Source organism: Nocardia sp. XZ_19_369 (genome assembly GCF_015355715.1).
Classification (GTDB): Bacteria; Actinomycetota; Actinomycetes; order Mycobacteriales; family Mycobacteriaceae; genus Nocardia.
In genome coordinates, this window is sequence record NZ_JACVED010000002.1 from 59347 (window position 1) to 79061 (window position 19715).

At 64.5% G+C, this 19715-nt stretch carries 22 protein-coding genes and 1 pseudogene; 12 read left to right on the forward strand and 11 right to left on the reverse strand.

What is annotated here, in order from left to right:
- Positions 1-319: 319 nt before the first annotated feature.
- Positions 320-685, reverse strand: coding sequence for a helix-turn-helix domain-containing protein (locus tag IBX18_RS06530; RefSeq protein WP_194832832.1), 366 nt, complete (start codon positions 683-685; stop codon positions 320-322).
- Between the two features lie 67 nt (positions 686-752).
- Between IBX18_RS06530 and IBX18_RS06535 the strand changes: the two genes are divergently transcribed.
- Complete coding sequence (locus tag IBX18_RS06535) at positions 753-1127, forward strand: VOC family protein (RefSeq protein ID WP_194832833.1); 375 nt, start codon at positions 753-755, stop codon at positions 1125-1127.
- Between the two features lie 85 nt (positions 1128-1212).
- Here IBX18_RS06535 and IBX18_RS06540 read toward each other — a convergent pair whose 3' ends face one another.
- Both IBX18_RS06540 and IBX18_RS06545 read right to left on the reverse strand, forming a co-directional pair.
- Positions 1213-1671 carry a nuclear transport factor 2 family protein gene (locus IBX18_RS06540; protein WP_194832834.1) on the reverse strand — a complete coding sequence of 153 codons (459 nt, stop codon included), beginning with the start codon at positions 1669-1671 and terminating at the stop codon, positions 1213-1215.
- Positions 1672-1680: 9 nt separating this feature from the next.
- Entirely contained in the window at positions 1681-2265 is a 585-nt protein-coding gene (locus IBX18_RS06545; RefSeq protein WP_194832835.1) for an NADPH-dependent FMN reductase, read from the reverse strand.
- Positions 2266-2398: 133 nt separating this feature from the next.
- On the opposite strand from IBX18_RS06545, the gene sigJ reads away from it, so the two are divergent.
- A complete protein-coding gene (gene sigJ, locus IBX18_RS06550) occupies positions 2399-3289 on the forward strand; it encodes an RNA polymerase sigma factor SigJ (RefSeq protein ID WP_194832836.1) in 891 nt (296 codons plus the stop codon).
- A gap of 42 nt (positions 3290-3331) precedes the next feature.
- On the opposite strand, the pseudogene IBX18_RS41945 reads toward sigJ, so the two are convergent.
- A pseudogene (locus IBX18_RS41945) lies at positions 3332-3742 on the reverse strand (nuclear transport factor 2 family protein); the annotation flags it as partial.
- A gap of 223 nt (positions 3743-3965) precedes the next feature.
- Here IBX18_RS41945 and IBX18_RS06555 point away from each other — a divergent pair.
- Positions 3966-4415, forward strand: coding sequence for a nitroreductase family deazaflavin-dependent oxidoreductase (locus IBX18_RS06555; RefSeq protein WP_194832837.1), 450 nt, complete (start codon positions 3966-3968; stop codon positions 4413-4415).
- Between the two features lie 16 nt (positions 4416-4431).
- On the opposite strand, the gene IBX18_RS06560 is transcribed toward IBX18_RS06555, so the two are convergent.
- A complete protein-coding gene (locus IBX18_RS06560) occupies positions 4432-5058 on the reverse strand; it encodes a histidine phosphatase family protein (RefSeq protein WP_306796172.1) in 627 nt (208 codons plus the stop codon).
- Between the two features lie 116 nt (positions 5059-5174).
- Between IBX18_RS06560 and IBX18_RS06565 the strand changes: the two genes are divergently transcribed.
- From IBX18_RS06565 to IBX18_RS06585, 5 genes are all read left to right on the forward strand, one after another.
- The gene (locus IBX18_RS06565) at positions 5175-6035 is read left to right on the forward strand and encodes an LLM class flavin-dependent oxidoreductase (RefSeq protein WP_228540569.1); all 861 of its coding nucleotides are present in this window, start codon (positions 5175-5177) and stop codon (positions 6033-6035) included.
- 296 nt (positions 6036-6331) lie between these two features.
- The gene (locus IBX18_RS06570; protein ID WP_306796173.1) at positions 6332-6886 is read left to right on the forward strand and encodes a GNAT family N-acetyltransferase; all 555 of its coding nucleotides are present in this window, start codon (positions 6332-6334) and stop codon (positions 6884-6886) included.
- Between the two features lie 247 nt (positions 6887-7133).
- Positions 7134-7529 carry a VOC family protein gene (locus IBX18_RS06575; RefSeq protein WP_306796174.1) on the forward strand — a complete coding sequence of 132 codons (396 nt, stop codon included), beginning with the start codon at positions 7134-7136 and terminating at the stop codon, positions 7527-7529.
- Positions 7530-7772: 243 nt separating this feature from the next.
- On the forward strand, positions 7773-8909 hold the full coding sequence (locus IBX18_RS06580) for an alkaline phosphatase PhoX (protein WP_194832840.1): 1137 nt from the start codon (positions 7773-7775) through the stop codon (positions 8907-8909).
- Positions 8910-9272: 363 nt separating this feature from the next.
- Positions 9273-9728 carry a PASTA domain-containing protein gene (locus IBX18_RS06585; protein WP_194832841.1) on the forward strand — a complete coding sequence of 152 codons (456 nt, stop codon included), beginning with the start codon at positions 9273-9275 and terminating at the stop codon, positions 9726-9728.
- Between the two features lie 192 nt (positions 9729-9920).
- On the opposite strand, the gene IBX18_RS06590 is transcribed toward IBX18_RS06585, so the two are convergent.
- Positions 9921-10148, reverse strand: a complete 228-nt coding sequence (locus IBX18_RS06590; protein ID WP_194832842.1) for a hypothetical protein — start codon at positions 10146-10148, stop codon at positions 9921-9923.
- A gap of 57 nt (positions 10149-10205) precedes the next feature.
- Positions 10206-10652 carry a hypothetical protein gene (locus IBX18_RS06595; protein ID WP_194832843.1) on the reverse strand — a complete coding sequence of 149 codons (447 nt, stop codon included), beginning with the start codon at positions 10650-10652 and terminating at the stop codon, positions 10206-10208.
- Positions 10653-11112: 460 nt separating this feature from the next.
- Between IBX18_RS06595 and IBX18_RS06600 the strand changes: the two genes are divergently transcribed.
- Genes IBX18_RS06600 through IBX18_RS06610 form a run of 3 tightly spaced genes read left to right on the forward strand, consistent with a single transcriptional unit; the run spans position 11113 to position 14014 of the window.
- Positions 11113-12129: an iron ABC transporter permease gene (locus tag IBX18_RS06600; RefSeq protein ID WP_194832844.1), complete on the forward strand. Its 1017-nt coding sequence runs from the start codon at positions 11113-11115 to the stop codon at positions 12127-12129.
- Positions 12126-13163 (forward strand): iron chelate uptake ABC transporter family permease subunit, encoded by a 1038-nt coding sequence (locus IBX18_RS06605; RefSeq protein ID WP_194832845.1) that lies wholly within the window; start codon positions 12126-12128, stop codon positions 13161-13163. The genes IBX18_RS06600 and IBX18_RS06605 overlap by 4 nt, the downstream gene beginning before the upstream one ends.
- Before the next feature lie 11 nt (positions 13164-13174).
- Entirely contained in the window at positions 13175-14014 is an 840-nt protein-coding gene (locus IBX18_RS06610; RefSeq protein WP_194832846.1) for an ABC transporter ATP-binding protein, read from the forward strand.
- A gap of 22 nt (positions 14015-14036) precedes the next feature.
- Here the strand turns inward: IBX18_RS06610 and IBX18_RS06615 are convergent, their stop codons facing one another.
- Positions 14037-15233, reverse strand: a complete 1197-nt coding sequence (locus tag IBX18_RS06615; protein ID WP_306796175.1) for an IS110 family transposase — start codon at positions 15231-15233, stop codon at positions 14037-14039.
- Positions 15234-15474: 241 nt separating this feature from the next.
- Between IBX18_RS06615 and IBX18_RS06620 the strand changes: the two genes are divergently transcribed.
- Positions 15475-16494 (forward strand): ABC transporter substrate-binding protein, encoded by a 1020-nt coding sequence (locus tag IBX18_RS06620; RefSeq protein ID WP_194832847.1) that lies wholly within the window; start codon positions 15475-15477, stop codon positions 16492-16494.
- 101 nt (positions 16495-16595) lie between these two features.
- Here IBX18_RS06620 and IBX18_RS06625 read toward each other — a convergent pair whose 3' ends face one another.
- The 3 genes from IBX18_RS06625 to IBX18_RS06635 form a co-directional block, all read right to left on the reverse strand.
- Positions 16596-18104, reverse strand: a complete 1509-nt coding sequence (locus tag IBX18_RS06625; protein ID WP_306796176.1) for an NAD(P)/FAD-dependent oxidoreductase — start codon at positions 18102-18104, stop codon at positions 16596-16598.
- Positions 18105-18586: 482 nt separating this feature from the next.
- Positions 18587-18985 carry a hypothetical protein gene (locus tag IBX18_RS06630; RefSeq protein ID WP_228540570.1) on the reverse strand — a complete coding sequence of 133 codons (399 nt, stop codon included), beginning with the start codon at positions 18983-18985 and terminating at the stop codon, positions 18587-18589.
- A 166-nt stretch (positions 18986-19151) separates the two neighbouring features.
- A complete protein-coding gene (locus IBX18_RS06635) occupies positions 19152-19664 on the reverse strand; it encodes a hypothetical protein (RefSeq protein ID WP_194832849.1) in 513 nt (170 codons plus the stop codon).
- Positions 19665-19715 lie beyond the last annotated feature (51 nt).

Here is a 19715-nt window from a genome sequence, read left to right on the forward strand (position 1 = left end):
GGTACCTGAAACGCTGAGCCATCATTGTGACGTTAGCCGTTCGGGCGTTTGGCAGTGGTCCGGCGCGGCACGTCGCGCCGTTGCTTAATTCGGTGACCGAGTTGTTGTCCTCGATGAAGGTCCGGCCTCGGGTCGTCGTGCTTAGCCGGCCTCACCGCCGAGCTCGGGCACAACCGGGCCTACAGTTCGGCCAGTCACTCGAGCAGTCGGCTATGCACAGTCGCGTGCGGGTCGATCAGATCCACACTCGAACATCGCCGATGCAGGGCTTTAGACATGATTACAGAGCGGGGCAAGGTGTCTGCGCGGTAGGCACAGGTCAGCCGGCTGCCGGTGCGTCGGACCGATGTGCGGGGGCGGCGAGTAGCTGGTCCAGGTGGGCACCGGACCATCTACACAACCCGTGGATGGTCTGCACGAGTCCTTCCCCTGCCGCGGTGAGGGTGTAATCGACCCGCGGATTGGCGGTGTGGTGGTCGTATCGAGTTACGAGACCGTGGTTTTCGAGTTCGCGCAGCGTCTGGGTGAGCATCTTGTAGCTGATGCCCTCGACGGCACGGTGCAGCTCGCGGAAGCGATACCGGCCCGCACCTATTTCCTCGAGGACACGCAAACCCCACTTCGTCGACACCGCGACGAACACCCGCCACGCGACGTCTCGCCCGAGTTGCTCCGCATCGCCCATCGACAACCACCGCTCACCTTCAAGTGCGTACTGCCGCTTCCGCCAACTCCACCGTAACTTCGCCTTCGTGCAGATATTGAAGACCTACGCCCGCCTGTTCGTAGCCGATCTCGACGCGGCGCTACCGACCTACGAGAAACTCGTCGGCACGTCCGCCGATCTCCGATTCGTCTTCGAGCAAGCCGAAATCGCCGCGATCGGTGACTTCCTGCTCATCGCAGGCGCACCCGAGCACACCGACCGATACCGCGCGACGATCGGCCCGGTGGTCGTCGACGATCTCGACCAGGTGATCGCCGAACTCACCGCCTCCGCGGCCACCATTGTCGACGGTCCCCTCCACAGCGAAACCGGACGATTCGTATACCTCCGCCACGCCGACGGAGCGGAAGTCGAATACGTGCAATGGTCCCCACAGGTGCGGGCCCGAGTACTCGGCTGAAAGCTCGGCGGACTGGTCGAGATCGACGGCGACGAGTTCGTCGTCCCGCCGTCTGACGATCCGGCGCCGGTGGCCTGGTGGCGTTTCAGGGTTCGAGGTCGACCACGCCTCTGCCACTGTGCATCTCGAACGGAACCGAGGCCTGGTCGTGCGCGATCAACCAGGTGGAGTCGATTTTTCGCATGCCGAACGTGGCCCGGACCCACATTCCTGTCGTTGTCGCCCCGTTCGCCAGCGTGCCGTGCAAACGTGCGAAGGCGTGACCGAACGCCACGTCAGCTCCTACGGTGAACGTGAGGTCGCGGATCTCGTAGTCCACTGTCTCGAAGAGCAGAAATACTCTCGCCCAGTTCTCGAGTTTGGCGGCGATTCCGACATGCTGGAGCGGCGGTTCGACATCGAAGGACACGACATCGGTCGTGTACTGCCGTTTCACGCCTTCGAGATCCTTGGCGCACAGCGCTTCGACCAGCTTGTCGATTTGCCGGCGAAGCTCTACTTCATCGAGCTCAGCGTTGGACTTAAAGGTGTTGGGAATAGTCATGTCCGCTCCTCAGGAATCGATGAGAGTGGTTTCGGTGGCCTCGCGCAGCGGCGCCAGCGCGGTGCTCCAGGAGACGACCTGATCGAGCATGGTGCCCAGCGCAGCGCGGTGGTGGTCGCGCGGTGTGAAGGTGGTGTGGTTCTCGAAATCGGTGAGCACCGAAATCTCCACCGGGCGGCTCACATCGGCCATCCCCAGCGTGCTGCACACCATCCGCAGCTGCACCACGGCGCGAGCACCGCCGCTCACGCCGTAGGAGACGAAACCGACCGCCTTGTCGGCCCATTCCCTGCACAGGTGGTCGATCGCGTTCTTCAGCACTCCCGGTGCGCCGCCGTTGTACTCCGGGGTCACGAACACGAAGCCGTCGAATGGGGTGATCCGCTCCGCCCATTCGCGGGTGTGCGGATGAATCGACGGTCCATGCATCGGCGGCATGGGCTCGTCCAGATGCGGGAGGGGGTGGTCGCGCAGATCAATCAGTTCGAACTCGGCGTCGCCGCGCTGCGCTGCCGTATTCAGGACCCACTGGGCGACCTGCGCACCCTTACGGTTGGGCCGGGTACTGCCGAGGACGATGCCGATTCTGCTCATGGCCGGAACTCCTGGTTCGCTGAAAATGTCATGACCTTCCGACGACACAGCCGCCCGGAATGTCAGGCCGCCTCACAAATCGGGTCGCTGATTCGTCGATTCGGTGAGCGCGCACAGACCGAAGGAGCCGAACATGACCGACCCGCACCTGCCCGAGGTGATCAAGGAGCGCCGTCAGCTGATCAATGTGGCCTACCGGCTGCTCGGCTCGCTGGCCGAGGCCGAGGATGTGGTGCAGGAGACCTACGCGCGCTGGTACGCCCTCGCCGAGCGGCAGCGAGCCGAAGTGACGGTGCCGGGTGCGTGGTTGACGACAGTCGCAAGCCGCATCTGCCTCGACCTGCTCGGCTCGGCCCGTGCCAGGCGGGAAAGCTATGTGGGCGAATGGATTCCGGAGCCGCTACCCGACCGGTCCGAATCGAGCAATGGTGGCGCCTGCGTCGATCCGGCCGACCGGGTCACCCTCGACGAGTCGATCGGCATGGCCTTCCTCGTCGTGCTGGACTCCATGACGCCGGCCGAGCGAGTGTCGTTCGTGCTGCACGACGTCTTCCGCTATTCCTTCGCCGAGGTCGCCGCCATCGTCGGGCGCTCCCCGGCGGCTTGCCGCCAGCTCGCCTTCAGTGCCCGCCGCCGCATCGATACCTCGCGAAGACCATCGGGCACCGAGCGTGCCGAGGTCGTGCGTGATTTCAAAAAAGCTTGGGAGACAAAGGATATCGAGGCACTGATCGGCCTGCTCGACCCGCAGGCGATCGCCACCGCCGACGGTGGCGGCCTGGCACTCGCCTTCCGCGACCCGATCAACGGCGGCGACCAGATCGCCCACGCGTTCATGGAAATCGCCACCTACGGTCCCGCCGTCACCCTGCTGGAACGAACGGTCAACGGCCAGCCCGGTCTAGTGGCGCAACTCGACGACACCATCGTCTCGGTCTACGCCTTCGACATCACCCACGACCGAATCAGTCGCATCTGGGCGATCCGGAACCCGGAGAAGTTGCGTTCCTGGACGGCCCCCTGAACCGAAGGATCGCACAGCCCTGATGCGTTTTCGGTGAGATCGGGCAGGTCTCATGGTCGCCATGGTGCGCTCGCTCTCCCAGAAGGCGCGCACGGCGAGGATCTTGCCCGACTCGTCGACTTTATAGATGAACACGCCCACGGCGTCGATCACTTGACCGCCGGCGTGGCTGCGGACCTTGCCGGTGTAGGCGACTTCGTTCCCGCAGGCGAACGAGTCCTCGAACAGGAACTCGATCGACTCGTTGTGCGCAATAGCCTTGTCCCAGAACGCCGAGATGGCGTCGCGCCCCCGGTGTCCCGCACCTTCCGGATCGAAATGCGAAGGGCCGACCGGGTCTTCGACGATGGCGTCCACGGCGAACAGATCCAGTCAGGCATCCTTGTCGCCCGCCCGGACCGCGGCATGCAAGGCTTGGCTGGCGGTGCGCGCCGGATGGGTCGCGGTGGTCATGGTGTCCTCCTGCTATTGGGCGCCCCATGGATAGGTGACCAGGTGGTCGATCATGAAGCGGCAGTGCGTTCGGGTGTGCCACCACTGTGCTGGCCGCGCGGATTACCCGCGTCGGTAGTTTCCGCCTATTCCCCTGTCGACTTACCACGACAGTGCCGCGCAAGAGCGACGCCAGAACACTCAGCGACCATCGTCGCATGCCTGAAACCGCCAAGGACGAACCATGACTCGACAGCCGGAATGCCTGCGCCGCAACATAAATCGACTGAATAGGTTTGTAACCCTGCTCCAAAAACGGGGCGTCGCCTTCTCGGACATGCACATCCTCACAGTCGTCGGCCGACGCACCGGCGAGTTGCGTGAAGTGCCGGTCTCGGTACTCCAGCTCGCTCGAGCACGGTATGTCTTCCAGGCATATCCAAAGTCCGCCTGGGTAGCCAACGTTCGCGCCTCACCGACGGTCACACTGGCCCGTGGCCGACGCTCCTCAACGGTGCGAATGGTGGAACTCCCTGTAGAAGAACGCCGTTCGCTGCTACGCGACCATGTCGCGAACAACCCGGCAAAGCTAGACGAATGGTTCGTCAAGACCGGCCTGATCGAAGAAGCCACCCCAGAGGCGCTGGCCGCCGCAGCTGAGCGCATCGCGATCTTCCGCGTCGAACCCACCTGACCGGCACCAGGCGAGGTCACGGCATCGAAACTCCCGAAGTCGGTAACGCGGGCCACGATCGACACTGCCAGGATCTGCCGTCCCACTCGACAAGAAACGGCGCGGCATGCGGCAGGGGGTGGCCCCACACCCGAGCGCCGAGACCGCAGAGCTGCGCCAATGTCACACTCAGACTTGCCACATGACCGACGAGCACAACGGACTCACCCTCATGTGCCCGCCTGATCTGCTCCAAAGCCGTTGTCATCCGAGCCAATACCTGTGTTCCGGATTCACCGTCGGCTACTCGCCGCTCGAGCTGCCGGTCGACTATCCACCGCCGCAACACTTCTGCGGTCTGCCGCCGAACGTCGGGATCGGTCGTTGCCTCCGCCGCGCCGATCCCGACCTCGACCAACTCGGGCAACGCCACGGTGTCGATGCTGCGGCCCTTGCACAGGGCGGCGGCGGTCTGTCGAGTACGTAGCGCAGTGCTGCAATAGACCCCGGTAATCGGCTCGTCTGTTTGAACGCGGGCTGCCACCTCGGCTTGGCGAAAACCGCAGGATGTCAACGGCGACAGCGGCACAGCTCCCGACACACCCGCGACAACATTTTCCGATTCAGCATGACGCAGGCACCACACCCGTACGAAACCACTCACGAAGCAATCTTGCTCTTGAAGGGACCGGGGGTCGACCTCCCCATTCGCCGAATTTCACGGGACCAAGGGCATACCATCGGATCCGTCCAGCGACCGACCACGTGCGGAGAAATCTCTTGACTGGCAATCACCTTCGTTGCGGGGTCTACCTGCCGCCGTTCGGCCCGTTCGGCGATCCGCACCGTCTCGTCGACCTGGCGGTCCGTGCCGAAGCCGCCGGTTGGGACGGCGTATTCCTCTGGGATCACCTACTGGGTGAGACCATGCCGATCGTCGACCCTTGGACAACCTTGGGCGCAATCGCCCAAGTCACCAACCGGATTCGACTCGGCACCACAGTCACACCCCTCGCGCGGCGACGCCCCTGGGTCGTCGCACGTCACGCGGCCACATTGAGCAACCTGTCCAATGGACGATTCATCCTGGGCACCGGCCTCGGCTCGGACGAGTCCGGCGACTTCAGCCGGTTCGGCGAACCCGACGACCTGCGAACCCGATCTGCCATGTTCGACGAAGGACTCGACATAGTCCGCGCGATGTGGTCTGGAGAGACCTACCGGCACACCGGCCCGCATTACGAGGTCCGCCTCGAGGCAACGACACCAGAACCACACCACATCCCGATCTGGGTGGCGAACTCGACCAACAACCCCAAGGTGATCCGCCGAGCCGCCCGCCACGACGGGATCTTTCCCCACCCGGAACGTCACACACTTACTCCGGACGAACTCGTCGGCATCGTCGCAGCGGTGGACAGCGCCGGCCGCTCGACCGAACGCCGATTCGACGTTGTTGTTGCCGGCAACGCCAGTCCCGCCTGGAACGAGCCGACCAATGTCGACCTCGCCGGACTTACCCAAGCAGGAATGACCTGGTGGATGGAATCGCTCATCCATTACGACCCGTTGGAGTTGTCGCTCGAGATCGTGGACGCCGGACCTCCTCAGACCCACGCTGGGCCTGCCACGTCATACTGATTCGATGAAAGAGGAAGGCGCACCGACGATCTCGTGGATCGTCGACCTTCCGAGTTATCCGCCATCGAAGGATTCACTGGCGCGCGTCATCGACGCTGATGGTGGGGGTGATGAGGCAGAGAACTCCTATTACGAAGTCTGTGCGGATCCCAGTTATGTTCGACGCGAGGCCGCTCAGCGCCGATTCCGCGGTCAGTACCTTCGGAGACTTCGTCGATTGGCGAACCGCGATCGCGGTCCCCGGCCTGGAGCTACCCGTCCGGAATGAGACGCGTCAGTAGCCGATGATGGTCTTTGTGAAGATCATCCTGTCTGTGCCGCGGACCGGCAGTGCGGCGGCGTTGCGGCTACGCCCATGGCGATTCGACGACGTGCCGGCTTTGGTTGCCGCACATCGCGATCCGGGTTTGCGTCGCTGGCTGGCCGGCCACCTGGTCGACGAAACCGCTGCCCGGAATTGGTTGGACGCCCAAGTCGACGGCTGGATGGATGGCACACGGTTCAGTTTCGCCGTGGTCACCGCCGCCGACGATTACTCGCCCGTCGGCCATGTAGTGGTGAAGATGACCACGGCCGGGGTGGCCGAAGTCGGGTATTGGACCGCAGCCCAAGTCCGCGGTCGCGGTATCGCTGCCCGTGCCGTCGAGACCGTGTCCCGGTGGGCCCTGGCTGAACAGGAATTGGTCCGACTGAACCAGTTGGAGCTGCTACACGCAAAGGACAACCATGCCTCCTGCCGAGTGGCGAACAAGTGCGGATACACCTTGCAGAACCTGCTCCCCGCCGCACCACCCACCTTCCCGGGTGATGGGCATCGACATGTGCGTAAAGCAGATGAGAACTCGATCTGACAGGCGCATCAACCGCTTCCACACACGTGCGAGCTTTCGGACCAGACCCGCTGCGATGCGAGACATTCGCTGCCGCCGAATCTCGAGCAGCCCTATGCGCGCGTCGACCAAGTCAGGTGGTTGCGAACTCGGGCGGCAGTGAGAGCAACTGCGGCTCGGCGCGGGCCACGCGCAACTCGTCGGGATGGATAGGTTGGATTGTGGTGTTGGGATGGAGGTGTGGCCGGAATATTTGAGTGTGGGGGCAGTGCGGTTCGCACGCCCTACGGCGCGGTTCGACGATGTGGTGGCGTTCTATCGGGATGATCTCGGGCTGGCGGTGCTGGCGCAGTGGCGTAATGACGACGGATACGACGGAATCGTGTTCGGGCTGCCCGATGCCGGGGTGCAGTTGGAGATCACCCAGCACGGGTCGCCACCGGCGATACCGCCGCCGCATCCGGAGAATCAGTTGGTGCTGTATTTGCGGGGCGAACAGGCGCTGCGGGCTGCGGTGGATCGGCTGAGCGCGCGCGGGCATCGGCCGGTCGCGCCGACCAATCCGTACTGGGCGCGGGGCGGCGCAGTGCTGTTCGAGGATCCGGACGGGTGGCTAGTGGTGCTGACGCCGTGGGTGTTCGGCGAAGATTTGTCAGCCGGGTAAGGCATCGGCGAGCTCATCGACTAGAGCTGCGGACCGCAGTTCAAGCATTGTTCCGTTGATCGACTTCTCGAAACGAAATGCACACCAACCGAATTCGGTAAACTGACTGTACCGTGTTCCACTCCGTTCGAACCTCGGCTTACCGCAGACGACTACACTGCGACACCGATTGATGGGGTGACGGCACTACCGGCCGCACTGGCGCTCTGCCGGGCTGGATTCAATCCGTGTTGGAGGTGCTTCGTGGACCGACGAAATTTCTTGCGGGTGAGCGTGATCGGTGGGGGCGGCGTGGCGCTCGGTGGAGCGGCATGGCTGGAGGCCTTCAGTGCGGGTGCCGTTTCCGGCGAGTCGCCGTATGGACCGCTGTCGAAGACGCCCGACGCCAACGGGGTGTTCCTGCCCTCGGGCTTCACCAGCCGGATCGTTGCCCGCTCGGGACAGCGGGTGGCGGGATCGAACTACACTTGGCATCCCGCCCCGGACGGCGGTGCCTGCTTCGCGGACGGCACGGGGTGGATCTACGTATCCAACAGTGAGGTTGACCGTACCGGCGGTGTCGGCGCGATCGTCTTCGGCGCGGATGGGACTATCGTCGGCGCGCACCGCACGCTGTCGGGTACCAGCCGCAACTGCGCTGGTGGCGCCACGCCGTGGAACACATGGCTGTCCTGCGAAGAGGTGGACAAGGGTGCGGTTTTCGAAACTGACCCGTGGGGTCGCAACACCGGTACCCGTAGACCGGCGATGGGACTGTTCACACACGAGGCGTGCGCTGCGGACCCGGATCGCAAGGTCATATATCTGACCGAGGACCGCCGCGACGGCTGCTTCTATCGATTCGTCCCGACGTCCTGGAGTGACTTGTCGAGCGGCAAACTCGAGGTGCTCGTCGAGTCCTCGGGAAATCTCAGCTGGAAACAGGTCCCGGATCCGTCGGCGCGATCCAGGCCGACTCGGCAACAGGTGCGCGGAGCGAAGGTCTTCAACGGCGGCGAAGGCTGTTACTACGCCGGCGGCACGTGCTGGTTCACCACCAAGGGCGACAACAAAGTCTGGGCATATAACGCTGCAGGCAACCAGCTTTCGATCACCTACGAGCCCGGAAACGGTGCACCACTGTCCGGAGTGGACAATGTGACCGGGGCGTCGAACAACGACCTGTTCATCGCCGAGGACGGCGGCGACATGCAGATCTGCCTCATCGCTGCCGATGTCGTCGCACCGTTCCTCCAAATCGCCAACTCGAGCGGTTCGGAGATCGCAGGCCCGGCCTTCAACCCGGCAGGCGACCGACTCTATTTCTCCTCGCAGCGCGGCACCACAGGTTCGAGTAGCGGCGGCATCACCTACGAGGTGACCGGCCCCTTCCGCCGCTGAGAACGTGGCAGGTTAGATCATTTGAATGACTTCCGGCGCTGCGACGTGGCGTGGCAGGCTTGGGCGGTAATGCTGGGTGGCGCCAACGCCGACCGAGATTCCTCGGTGATCGCCCAGCCGATGTCTCGACACCGACCCGGGATGCCTGGCGGCACTTAACTTTCGGTTGAGAACAGCACTGCCCGGTTCCTGATGTCGGCCGGTCTATCTGCGGGCAACGGCTGGGTTGGTGGGCGCTGCCTGGCGGTGGCCGATCCGTGCCACCGATGTCGAAGGGGATTTTGCTCTATGGCCAATCAGCCGCCGCAGTATCCGCACGGCCCGCAACCGTATCCTCATGGCTCGCAACAAAATCCCGCGTGGGTGGCCCAGCCGCGCCCGCCGATGCCGCCGAGGAAGAAGCCGTTGTCGGCGTGGGTGTGGATCGCCGCCATCGTCGGCGGACTGCTGGTGGTCGGGATGATCGGCAGTGCGGCAGACGGGAATTCCAGAGACCGTGCCGCGCGTGTTACCACCTCCGCTGCGGCACCGGTCGCGGCAGCGGAGGTGAGTGCCGCGCCGTTGGCCAGAACAGCGACGACGGTGGCACCAGTTGCCGATATCGCGATTCCTGATGTGGTCGGAAAGAACGGCGCGATCGCCGACGACGTGTTGGAGAAGGCCGGTTTCACCAAGGTCAGGCATGCCTCGGCCACTGCGGGCGTCAGTCTTGTTGTGCTGCCGGCCAATTGGACTGTGGTATCGGTGGAGCCCGGTGTGGGCACGGTCGTGAGTTCGGATTCGGTTGTCGTGGTCACGATGATCAAGAAGAACAGTTGACTCGGCGGCGAAAAGAAATAGCTCGTCCGTTTGACGGTCGGGTCATCGAGCTGAGCGTGGAGAAGCAGTGGCTGAAGCTCCGCACCACTGCCTCACCTACGATAATCACCAGTTCGTGACGGGTGAATCACGTTGCGCTACTGACGATTCAGTTCGAGCGACCTCGACCGTCAGCCTACGACTTGTCCCGGATCATCCGCCGGCCGAGCGAACCCACAGTTGCCAGCCGCTGCCCTGCTGCCCGTACACGCAGTCGGGCCAGGTGTCGGAGCTGCGGTACTGTTCCCCGGCCGCCACGCATTCCGCGTTGGTCTCGAATTGGTCGATGAACACACCTTCGGCGGTTGCGTTGCCGGCCGCCGCGCCGAGAACGAGCATCGTTGCGGCACCGATTGCCAATGATCCCCATACTGTTCGCATGCCGGAGATCATGCCAGGTGGTACGACTTTGCCGTTCGCGAACCGACGGGTCCGCACTTAAACCGGCTCGAGCAACGCCGATAGTTTGGCGAGACGTCCGGCGGCGTCGAACTCGAAATGCAGGTAGTGGTCGTTCACCTCGTACCTGTCGAAGTTCGGTCCAGTGCGCTCCGGTTGTCCCAGCAAAGTTGTCACTTCGGTTCGAGTTGCGGTGGGGGACAGGCCGTTTAACAGTTCGTCCGGCCGCGGATACAGCCCGTAGGTCTCGTCTTCGCTGTCCGGCTGGGTCCGCACCATCGCCGATACGAGCACCTCGTCTTCGAAAAGCAGCTCCGTCCCAGCCTGGCGGAAGAGGTAGTACGTCGACTGCACGTCGCCAAAGTTGAACTGCTCGACCTCCATTGAGGGACCGACGAGCACGATCACATCGAGAATCCGGTTGTCTCCCTTGCGAAATCCGAGAACGTTCAGCATCGCGGCCATCTCACCCGTGACGATCGGCATATCGTTTCCTTCGATTCAGCTCGCGCAGCCGCGCGAAAGTGCTGCACGCCACCGTTGTAGCCGATGCTCGAGCCATCCGTCTCGCTGACAATCAGTCGTTGAGTCTGGCACGGAACCAGTCCGGACACGCATCGGGTGAAAGGACCCACTCGGCGCAGCTCCTCCTGGTTCGTTGACCGCCGCGGTGGGGTGATCCACCGAGGTACCTCGGAGCGGCTGGGTTGTCAGCCTCGCGCGACCGATCTGTTCGATGCCCAAGCGGGCGCTGAACCGCGCCGGGCCCGCCGACGTCGACGAACCGCGGCCGGGCCCGCCGACGTCGACATGACCGGACCCCAGCGGGTTCGATCGCGGCACCGTGCTGGACCCAACGAATGTTGCCAGCCGATGGCTCAGAGCCCCCACCGGTCAATTAGGGTAGGCAAACCGTATTGATCGAATCCGAAGGTGACCGACACAGATGGATCGCGCCCGCACCAGGACGCTCCCGCTCGCAATGGGGCTGGTGCTGCTACTGGCAGTGCTCGCGTTCGCAGTGGTGCTGAGCATCAGCGTCGGCTCGCGCGCGTTGACCTTCACGACCGTGCTGGACGCGTTGCTCCGCTACAACCCGGTCGATGTCGATCACGCCGTCGTGCGCGATCTGCGGCTGCCGCGCACCGCGGTCGGCGTGCTGGTCGGTATCGCGCTGGGACTGGCCGGATCGATCATCCAGGGAGCGACGCGCAACCCGCTCGCCGATCCCGGGCTGCTGGGTGTCAACGCAGGCGCAGCCTTGTTCGTCGTGCTCGGGATCAGTGTGCTCGGCGTGACCTCGGTGACCGGCTACGTGTGGTTCGGCTTCGCGGGCGCCGCGGTCGCGGGCGCGGTCGTGTATCTCGTCAGTTCACTCGGCCGCGACGGCGCCACGCCGATGAAACTCGCGCTCGCCGGAGCTGCGGTCACCGCCGCGTTGCAGTCGGTGACCAGCGGGTTGCTGCTTACCGACACCACCACCTTCGACCAATACCGCTTCTGGCAGGTGGGCTCCCTCGCCGAGCGCGACCTGCCGACCGTTGGGCAGGCAGTGCCGTTTCTCGCGGTCGGCATCCTGCTCGCGGCGATGTCGGCGCGAATGTTGAACGCGCTGGCACTCGGCACCGACGTGGCCCGCGCGCTGGGCCAGAATGTGCCGGTCGCCCGCGGTGTCGCCGCGCTCGCGGTGGTGGTGCTGTGCGGCGCGGCGACGGCCCTCGCCGGACCCATCGCCTTCGTCGGCCTGATGGTCCCGCACGCGGCCCGGCTGATCACCGGCCCCGATCACCGTTGGCTGCTGCCGTACTCCGCGGTGATCGCCGCGATCCTGCTGCTGGTCGCGGATGTGGTCGGCCGCGTCATCGCGCGACCCGCCGAGGTGCAGGTCGGTGTCGTGACCGCCGTCCTAGGGGGGCCGTTGCTGGTCATGTTGGTGCGCCGCCGGAAGCTGGTGAAGGCGTGACCATCGATACGGCCTCGCTGGCTGCCGTCGTCCACGCTCGACGTAGCGGCACCGCTCGCGCACGGCTGGTAGCGCTTGCATTGTTCCTGGCGCTGGTGGTGGTTTTCGCGCTGTCACTCACCGTCGGCTCGTATTCGGTTCCCCTGGGCGAGATTCCGAACATTCTGCTCGGTGGCGGCGGCGGGCAGGACGCATTCGTGGTCAGGCAGCTGCGGTTGCCGCGCGCGGTCGCCGCCACGCTGGTTGGTATCGCTTTCGGCATCGGCGGCACGCTGTTTCAGCGCTTGCTACGAAACCCGCTGGCCAGTCCGGATGTGATCGGGATTTCCCAGGGTGCGAGCGCGGCGGCCGTCGCCGGACTGATCGTCTTCGGACTGTCCGGCGCGGCGTTGTCGCTGGCCGCCTTCGTCGGCGCGGTCGTCACTGGCGCGGTGATCTACGGTCTCGCGCGGCGCGGCGGAGTGAACGGTTTTCGTCTCGTGCTGATCGGCGTCGGTGTCGGCGCGGTGCTGACCAGCATCGTGTCGTACCTCATGACGTGGGCCGATGTCGCGCTCGCCCAGCAGGCGCTGGTCTGGATGATCGGCAATCTCAATGGCCGGAGTTGGAACGCGGTCGTGCCGCTGGCGATCGCGCTCGTGGTGCTGGTGCCCGCCGCCGCGCTGCTCGCCCCCGCGCTCAACGGATTGCAGCTCGGTGACGACGTCGCGGCAGGTTTGGGCCTGCGGGTCGAGCGCACGCGGCTGCTGTTGCTGCTGATCGCCACCGCCAGTGTGGCTTTCGCAACCGCGGTCGCCGGTCCCATTGCGTTCGTCGCCTTCGTCGCGAACCCGATCGCCACCCGGCTGACCGGCGGTGGTCGCACGGCATTAGTGCCGGCCGCGCTCACCGGCGCGCTGGTCACGCTGCTCGCCGATTTCGTCGCACAGCATCTGCTCGGCAACCCACTGCCGGTCGGGGTGGTCACCGGCGCTGTCGGCGCGCCGTATCTGCTGTGGCTGCTCGCCGCGGCCAACCGGGCCGGGCGAGTCTGAAGGGGCCGGGCGTGTTTGAAAGGGATGTCGTGACACCAACTCTGCACACGGAGAACCTGCGGCTCGGCTATGGACCGGTGACGATCGTTAACGACCTCACCGTGCGCATCCCCGAGGGCCTGGTGACGATGATCGTCGGCACCAACGCGTGTGGAAAGTCGACGTTGCTGCGCGGCTTGGCGCGGCTGCTCGCGCCCACCCATGGTGCGGTCTATTTGGGCGGTGAGCCGATCTCCTCGCTGCGCAGCAAGGATGTCGCGCGGGAGTTGGGGCTGCTGCCACAATCCCCGGTCGCGCCCGAGGGGATCACCGTTGCGGATCTGGTCGGTCGCGGACGCTATCCGCACCAGGGCATGTTCCGCCGCTGGTCGCCCGAGGACGACGCGGCGGTCGCGCGCGCCCTGCAGGTCACCGACACCGTCGAACTGGCCTCGCGCTCGGTCGACGAACTGTCCGGCGGCCAGCGCCAGCGGGTGTGGATCGCCATGGCACTGGCCCAGCGCACCCCGATCATGCTCCTGGACGAGCCGACCACCTTCCTCGACATCTCCCATCAGGTGGAGGTGCTGGACCTGCTCGCGGATCTCAACACCACCGACGGCACCACCGTGGTGATCGTGATGCACGACCTCCACCTGGCCGCCCGCTATGGCGATCACCTCATCGCCATGAAAGCCGGCGAGATCGCCTGTGAGGGTGCACCCTCCGACATCCTCACCGCGGAGTTGGTCGAGGACGTCTTCGGCATTCCGTCGCAGATCATCCCGGACCCCGTGTCCGGCACCCCGATGGTCGTTCCCATCGGACGACATCGCTCCGGCAGGGCCGCCGTGCCCGCCACTCAGTCCTAGGAAAGGATTCTCAATGAGGCTGTCAAGCCGCCGCAGTGGTGACCGGTGCCTGGCTGGTCCAGGTTCGGTTGTCGCGCATGAGCGCGAACAACACGTTCGTGCGGCGGCGGGCCAGGCAGACGACAGCTTGGATGGGACGCTTTCCCTCGGAACGCTTGCGGTCGTAATAGATTCGCGATTCTGGATGGCAGCGGACGCTGGTCAGGGCAGACATGTAGAACACCCGTCTGAGGGCACGGTTGTAGCGCATCGGGGTTTGCAGCCGACCGGTGCGTTTGCCCGAGTCCTTGGGCACCGGCGCCAAACCTGCCCAGGCGGCGAGATGATCGGCGGACTCGATCTGGCTGGGATCGCCCACGGCGGCGAGGAATTCTGCTCCGAGCCGGAACCCCATGCCCGGCAGGCTGGTGATCACCTCGGCCAGTCGGTGGCGGCGAAACCGCTCCTCGATCGCGGTATCAGCGAGCTTGATCCGTGCGTCGAGGTCGATCACCCCCTTCGCCAGCTCGGACACGAGCTCGGCGGCGACATCCTCTCCGGGCAGGCGGACAGTCTGGGATTTGGCGGCAGCGACAGCGGACTGGGCGATGGCGGCAGCGTTGCGGACGCCGGCGTCGGCCAGCATGCGCGTCAGTCGGTCGACCCCGGCGCGGCGGATCGCCTTGGGGCGTTGATATCTGGCCAGCAAGATCGCCCAGCCGCGATGTTGGGTGATCTCCGCGGTGCGTTCCAGTGCCGGGCAGACCGCGCCGAGTTGCTGGCGCAGTCGGTTGATCGTGCGGGTGCGGTCGGCGACCAGGTCGGCGCGGTGGCCGGTGAGCATGCGCAGCTCAGCGATCAAGTCCTCACCAGGACGCAGCTGGGGCAGGTCCGGGCGCATCCGCGATTGGTCGGCGATCACCTTCGCATCACGGGCATCGGTTTTGCCTTCGCCTCGATACATCGCCGAGGCCTGGTGCACCGACCGGCCTGTCAGGTAGTGCACCGCGTGCCCGGCCTGCCACAAGACACACAACAGCAGGGCAGCGTAGGCGGTGGTCAGATCAACCGTCCACGACACCTCATCGGCCAGGTTCACCACCTCGCCGACCACCGAGGCGATCGCGGATTCATCGTTGAACACCCTGCGCGACAACACGGTTCGCCCGTCCGTGTCCACGGCCACTACCCAATGGTGCTCCTTGCCGACATCGATTCCCGCCCACACTCGATCTCGCACGCCACCGTCCTCACGTCGTCGTTGCGGTTCTCGCCCACGGACTCCCTCGCCGTCAGTTCCTTAAAGCAGCGACAAATTCGCAGATCTCAATCAGCGGCCAGAGGAAGTCCAGGCAGGTTGGGCGGCCAATCCTTTCAAGCCGCACCAACAGGCAGCCGGACAAACCACGACAAGAGCCACACCCAACCCACCCGGGTTGCAGCACAACCTAACTGCACCTACGAACTTAAGGAATCACATAATGGTCCGATGGACACAAGCGGTGGTCGCCGTTGCCGCCGCCGCGCTGCTCGCCGCATGCGGCACCGATCCCGCCACCACCCCCGCGAGCGCGGGCGATACCGGTCACGGTGACAAGAATGTCGCCACCGGCGGGGCACTGTTCGCCACCGCCGATACCGAGACCGCCAAACTCAAAGCGGACGTCGGGCCCGGCGTATTTCCGCGCACGGTCACGCAGGCAATGGGACAGACGCGCATCGAGAAGAAGCCCGAGCGGGTAATCGTCCTCGACTCCGGCGAGTTGGACGACGTCCTCGCACTCGGCGTGACACCGGTCGGCATGGCCACCACCGCTGGACAGCAAGGCGTGCCGTCGTATCTGGCCGACCGCGTGCAGAACATCGCGACGGTCGGACCGACCAACACGCTCGACCTCGAGAAGATCGCGTCATTGAAGCCAGATCTGATCCTGGGCAGCAAGTTACGCGTCAACGACCTGTACCCGCAGCTGTCGGCCATCGCGCCGACCGTCTTCTCCATCCGACCGGGCTTCCCGTGGAAAGAGAACTTCCTGCTGGTCGGCGCCGCACTCGGCGCGGAGGAACAGGCCACCAAGCTGCTCAACGAATATCAAACCAAAGCCAATCAGGTGAAATCCAAACTGACTGGCGCACCGACTATTTCGCTCGTTCGCTTCATGAGCGGGAATATCCGCCTGTACGGCAAGAAGTCCTTCATCGGCGTCATCCTCGCCGATATCGGCCTGCCGAGACCGGCGAATCAGAACGTCGACGAGCTGGCGGTGGAGGTCTCGAAGGAGAACATCGACCAGGCCGCCGGCGACTGGATCTTCTACTCGAGTTACGGCGCGGATGTCTCACCGGACCAGAAGGCCGTGACCGAGGGCCCGATCTGGCGGAACATGAGCGCGGTCAAGGCCGGGCACGCCATCGCGGTCGATGACGAGGTGTGGTTCCTCGGACTCGGTCCGATCGGCGCGATGCGGGTGCTCGACGACCTCGGCAAGTTCCTGGGCTGAGCGTCGCAGACGGGTGCATTCGAGGTAAGCCGAAACCCTTTGCAGAGAAAGGGTTTCGGCTCTTCTCGCTCCTGGGTCGGCTATCGGTTGACCGGCGTCGTTCAACAAGCAGCGCGCGGCGGCGAGGACACCGCGGCTTCGGTCATGTCGATGTCCCGCCGCTTGTTCGCGGCACGGAAACACGATTCCGGGCCGTAGCTGTCCAGCATGCGCCTATAGGTGCGGGCAGACGCCGGCCACGGGTTTGTGACGCGCCCGCTGCGATGCCGATACCAGCTGGACGCGGGCGGCCATACCGTCGTGGCGATCGCCTGTTCCAACCATCGCTGGTAGTTCTCCATTGCCGCCTCGGTGACCTCGATTGCGGCGGCGTCGATCCGATCACGCCAGCGCAGGCAGTGCACTATGTACTGCATCTGGAGCTCTTTCATCGCAGGATTGCTGCCTGCGCTGTTGAAACTGTTCGGGCCGGCGAGCAGAAACAGATTCGGGAACCCCGGGATCGCGATACCCAGGAAAGCGCTCGCGCCCTCGGTCCACTGTTCTGCCAGCTCGACCCCGCGACGGCCGCGCACCCGCATCGGCACCAGAAATTCCGGAGCCTTGAAGCCGGTGGCATAAACGACAGCGTCGGCCCTGTGTTGCGCACCATCGGTGGTTTCGAGTCCATTCTTCGTCATCTTGGCGATCGGTGCGGTGACGAGCTCGACATTCGGATATGCCAGTGTCGGGTAGTACTCGCTGTCGAGGACGATGCGTTTGCCGCCGATCCGATAGTCCGGTGTCAGCGCCGCGCGCAGGGCCGGGTCCGAGATCGCGTGGCGCAGATACCAGCGCGCAAGCCATTCGACAGGTCGCGCCGACCAGCCGCGCCACATCACCGGGGCGAGCACGGTGTCGGCACCGTAATGCAGTGCGCGCCGGTACAAGTGGTGCCCACCCGGTAGTGCCAAGACCACCCGGGCGAGACGTCCGAAATCCTTCGACGGTTTCGGCAGCACCCAGTGGGCGGTTCGTTGAAAAACACGAACATGGGCAGCGGTCGCGGCCAGGGTGGGCAGAATCTGGGCCGCACTCGATCCCGTGCCGATCACCGCGACATCGAGACCGCGTAGATCATGTCGGTGATCCCACCGCGCGGTGTGGAACGCCGGGCCGGCGAAGTCGGCTCTGCCGGGAAACTCCGGCAGATGCGGGCGATGAAGTTGCCCGACCGCGAAGATCACCACATCAGCCACCATGCGCAGCCCCGCCGCGGTGATCACCTCCCAATAGCCCTGATCTTCCAGATAGGTGGCCTCGCTCACCGGACAACCGAACCGAAGATTCGGCAGCAGGCCCTGATCGGCGGCGACCTGGCTCAGATAATTCAGGATCTGCTCCTGCCCCGGATAGCGAATGCGCCGATCGCGGTAGGGAGCGAAGGAGAACGAATATAAATGAGACGGGACATCGCAATTGCAGCCCGGATAGATATTGTCCCGCCAGACGCCGCCGACCTCGTCCTCCTTCTCCAGGATCACGAAATCGTCGATACCGGCCCGCTTGAGCGCAACCCCCATCCCGATCCCGCCGAACCCCGCCCCCACCACAATCGCCGTGTAATGCACCGCAGCACCACGCCTTTCATCAGGGATACGCGAGCGACGCGCATCCACAGCACCGGGAAACAATGAAGGTTTCGGCGGGCTGAGACGTTCGCCCACCAACGGATTTTGAGACGTGTCGCGGAGGTTATTGCCGGTAATCGGCGCGCCACCTCCGCTGTCGATAGTTTCTTACCACACTTCCGTCCGGAACTTTGTCCACCTCGCATGGGTGGGTCGTACATCAATGGGCACGTTAATAGGAATGGCCGCCGCTCGCCCCATGGATATCAAGAAGCTGGCGCGGCTATTACTGCCGTTGTCCCCGGCGAAGCCCATGATTTCGCCGCCGGCGCACTCGTCGGCCGCGTCCGGCATAAAGCCGCGTCGCCTCTTCGCCCCGCTCGCCGGTCACGCCGATCGCGGTCGGCCTATCGGCGTTCGATCGCAGTGTTCCGAGCCCAGTGCGGTGCACGGCTCCATCGCCGCCGGGCTCGCGAGAGTTATCAGCTGCTGGCCTCGGCGGGTATCGGGGAGGCGAGCGAGTCCAGGTATGTACCCCAGCGTTCGTTGACGACGAAAAATACAAGCGTTATCCACGGAACAATGAAGATCCAGGCACTCGCCCAGCCAGACCAAGCTATAACCCCCGCGAGAATGTACAGCGCTGCGCCATAGACGAACACTGAGTTCCAGAACTCGCGCGGCTTTCGTTTGCTGTAGGTCGACATGCCCCACCACGAGAACGTGAACACCAGCGCGAAAATCAGGTAGTTCAGTGCGGTTCGGAGGATGCTGGCCGAGCCCAAGTTCTCCGCTATCCAACTTCCTGAAACCGCCAGCGTCATGGCAGCCCAGAAGATCAGCGGCACCAGGTTCGCCACCTTTTCCTTGGTGTTGAGCATCAGCTGCACCCCACTGTGTAGTGTTCCGGCGAGATGGCGACCGCTGGCGGATAAACCGTTGCCGTGCCACGGATCTTCAGTGCCGAGCATTTGTCTTGCGCTGCCGCGGCCCAGGTGGTGACAGTAAGGCTGTTGACCGCCCGACTACCCACCGACGGCAGTTGACCTATCGGTGCTCGATGACAGTGGGCAGGGGAGTCGCGGTTCCGGTTGCTGTGTTCGGGAAACAGGGCGAGGTTCCAGCAAGCGAGAGCCCGTCCTGACCGCTGCCATTGCCGGCTTGGGCGCGGGCGACAGCGAGTAGGTACCCATCGTTGGTCACGGCGTTCGATTGCTCGTCCGGTTTGATCGGCCACACCTGCCACAGTCGGTCGCTCCAGATCCGCACGACCGAGTTGAAGTATTCCGCGGCTTTGCCTTTGGGGATGCCAGTGATGAAGTAGAAGACCTGTGCCTTCTTCGGACCAGTGGTGCTGTCGGGGTTTCCGTCGCAAGGGACCGCCGGCAGGTTCGCTAGGTCGAACTCGACCTTCTGCCCGTTCGCTTCGGTGAGCGGAGCCGACAGGCTGACTCCCGGCGGCAATGCGTTCAAGGTCTCGGTGAGGTATCGCTGGATTGCGGTTTGAGCGAGCGATTCGTTCAACTGCTGGCCCGGTATGGCCGATGCGGACGGGGTCATCGAATTCGTTTGGCCGCCACTGCATCCGGTGAGAACAAGACCACACACCAC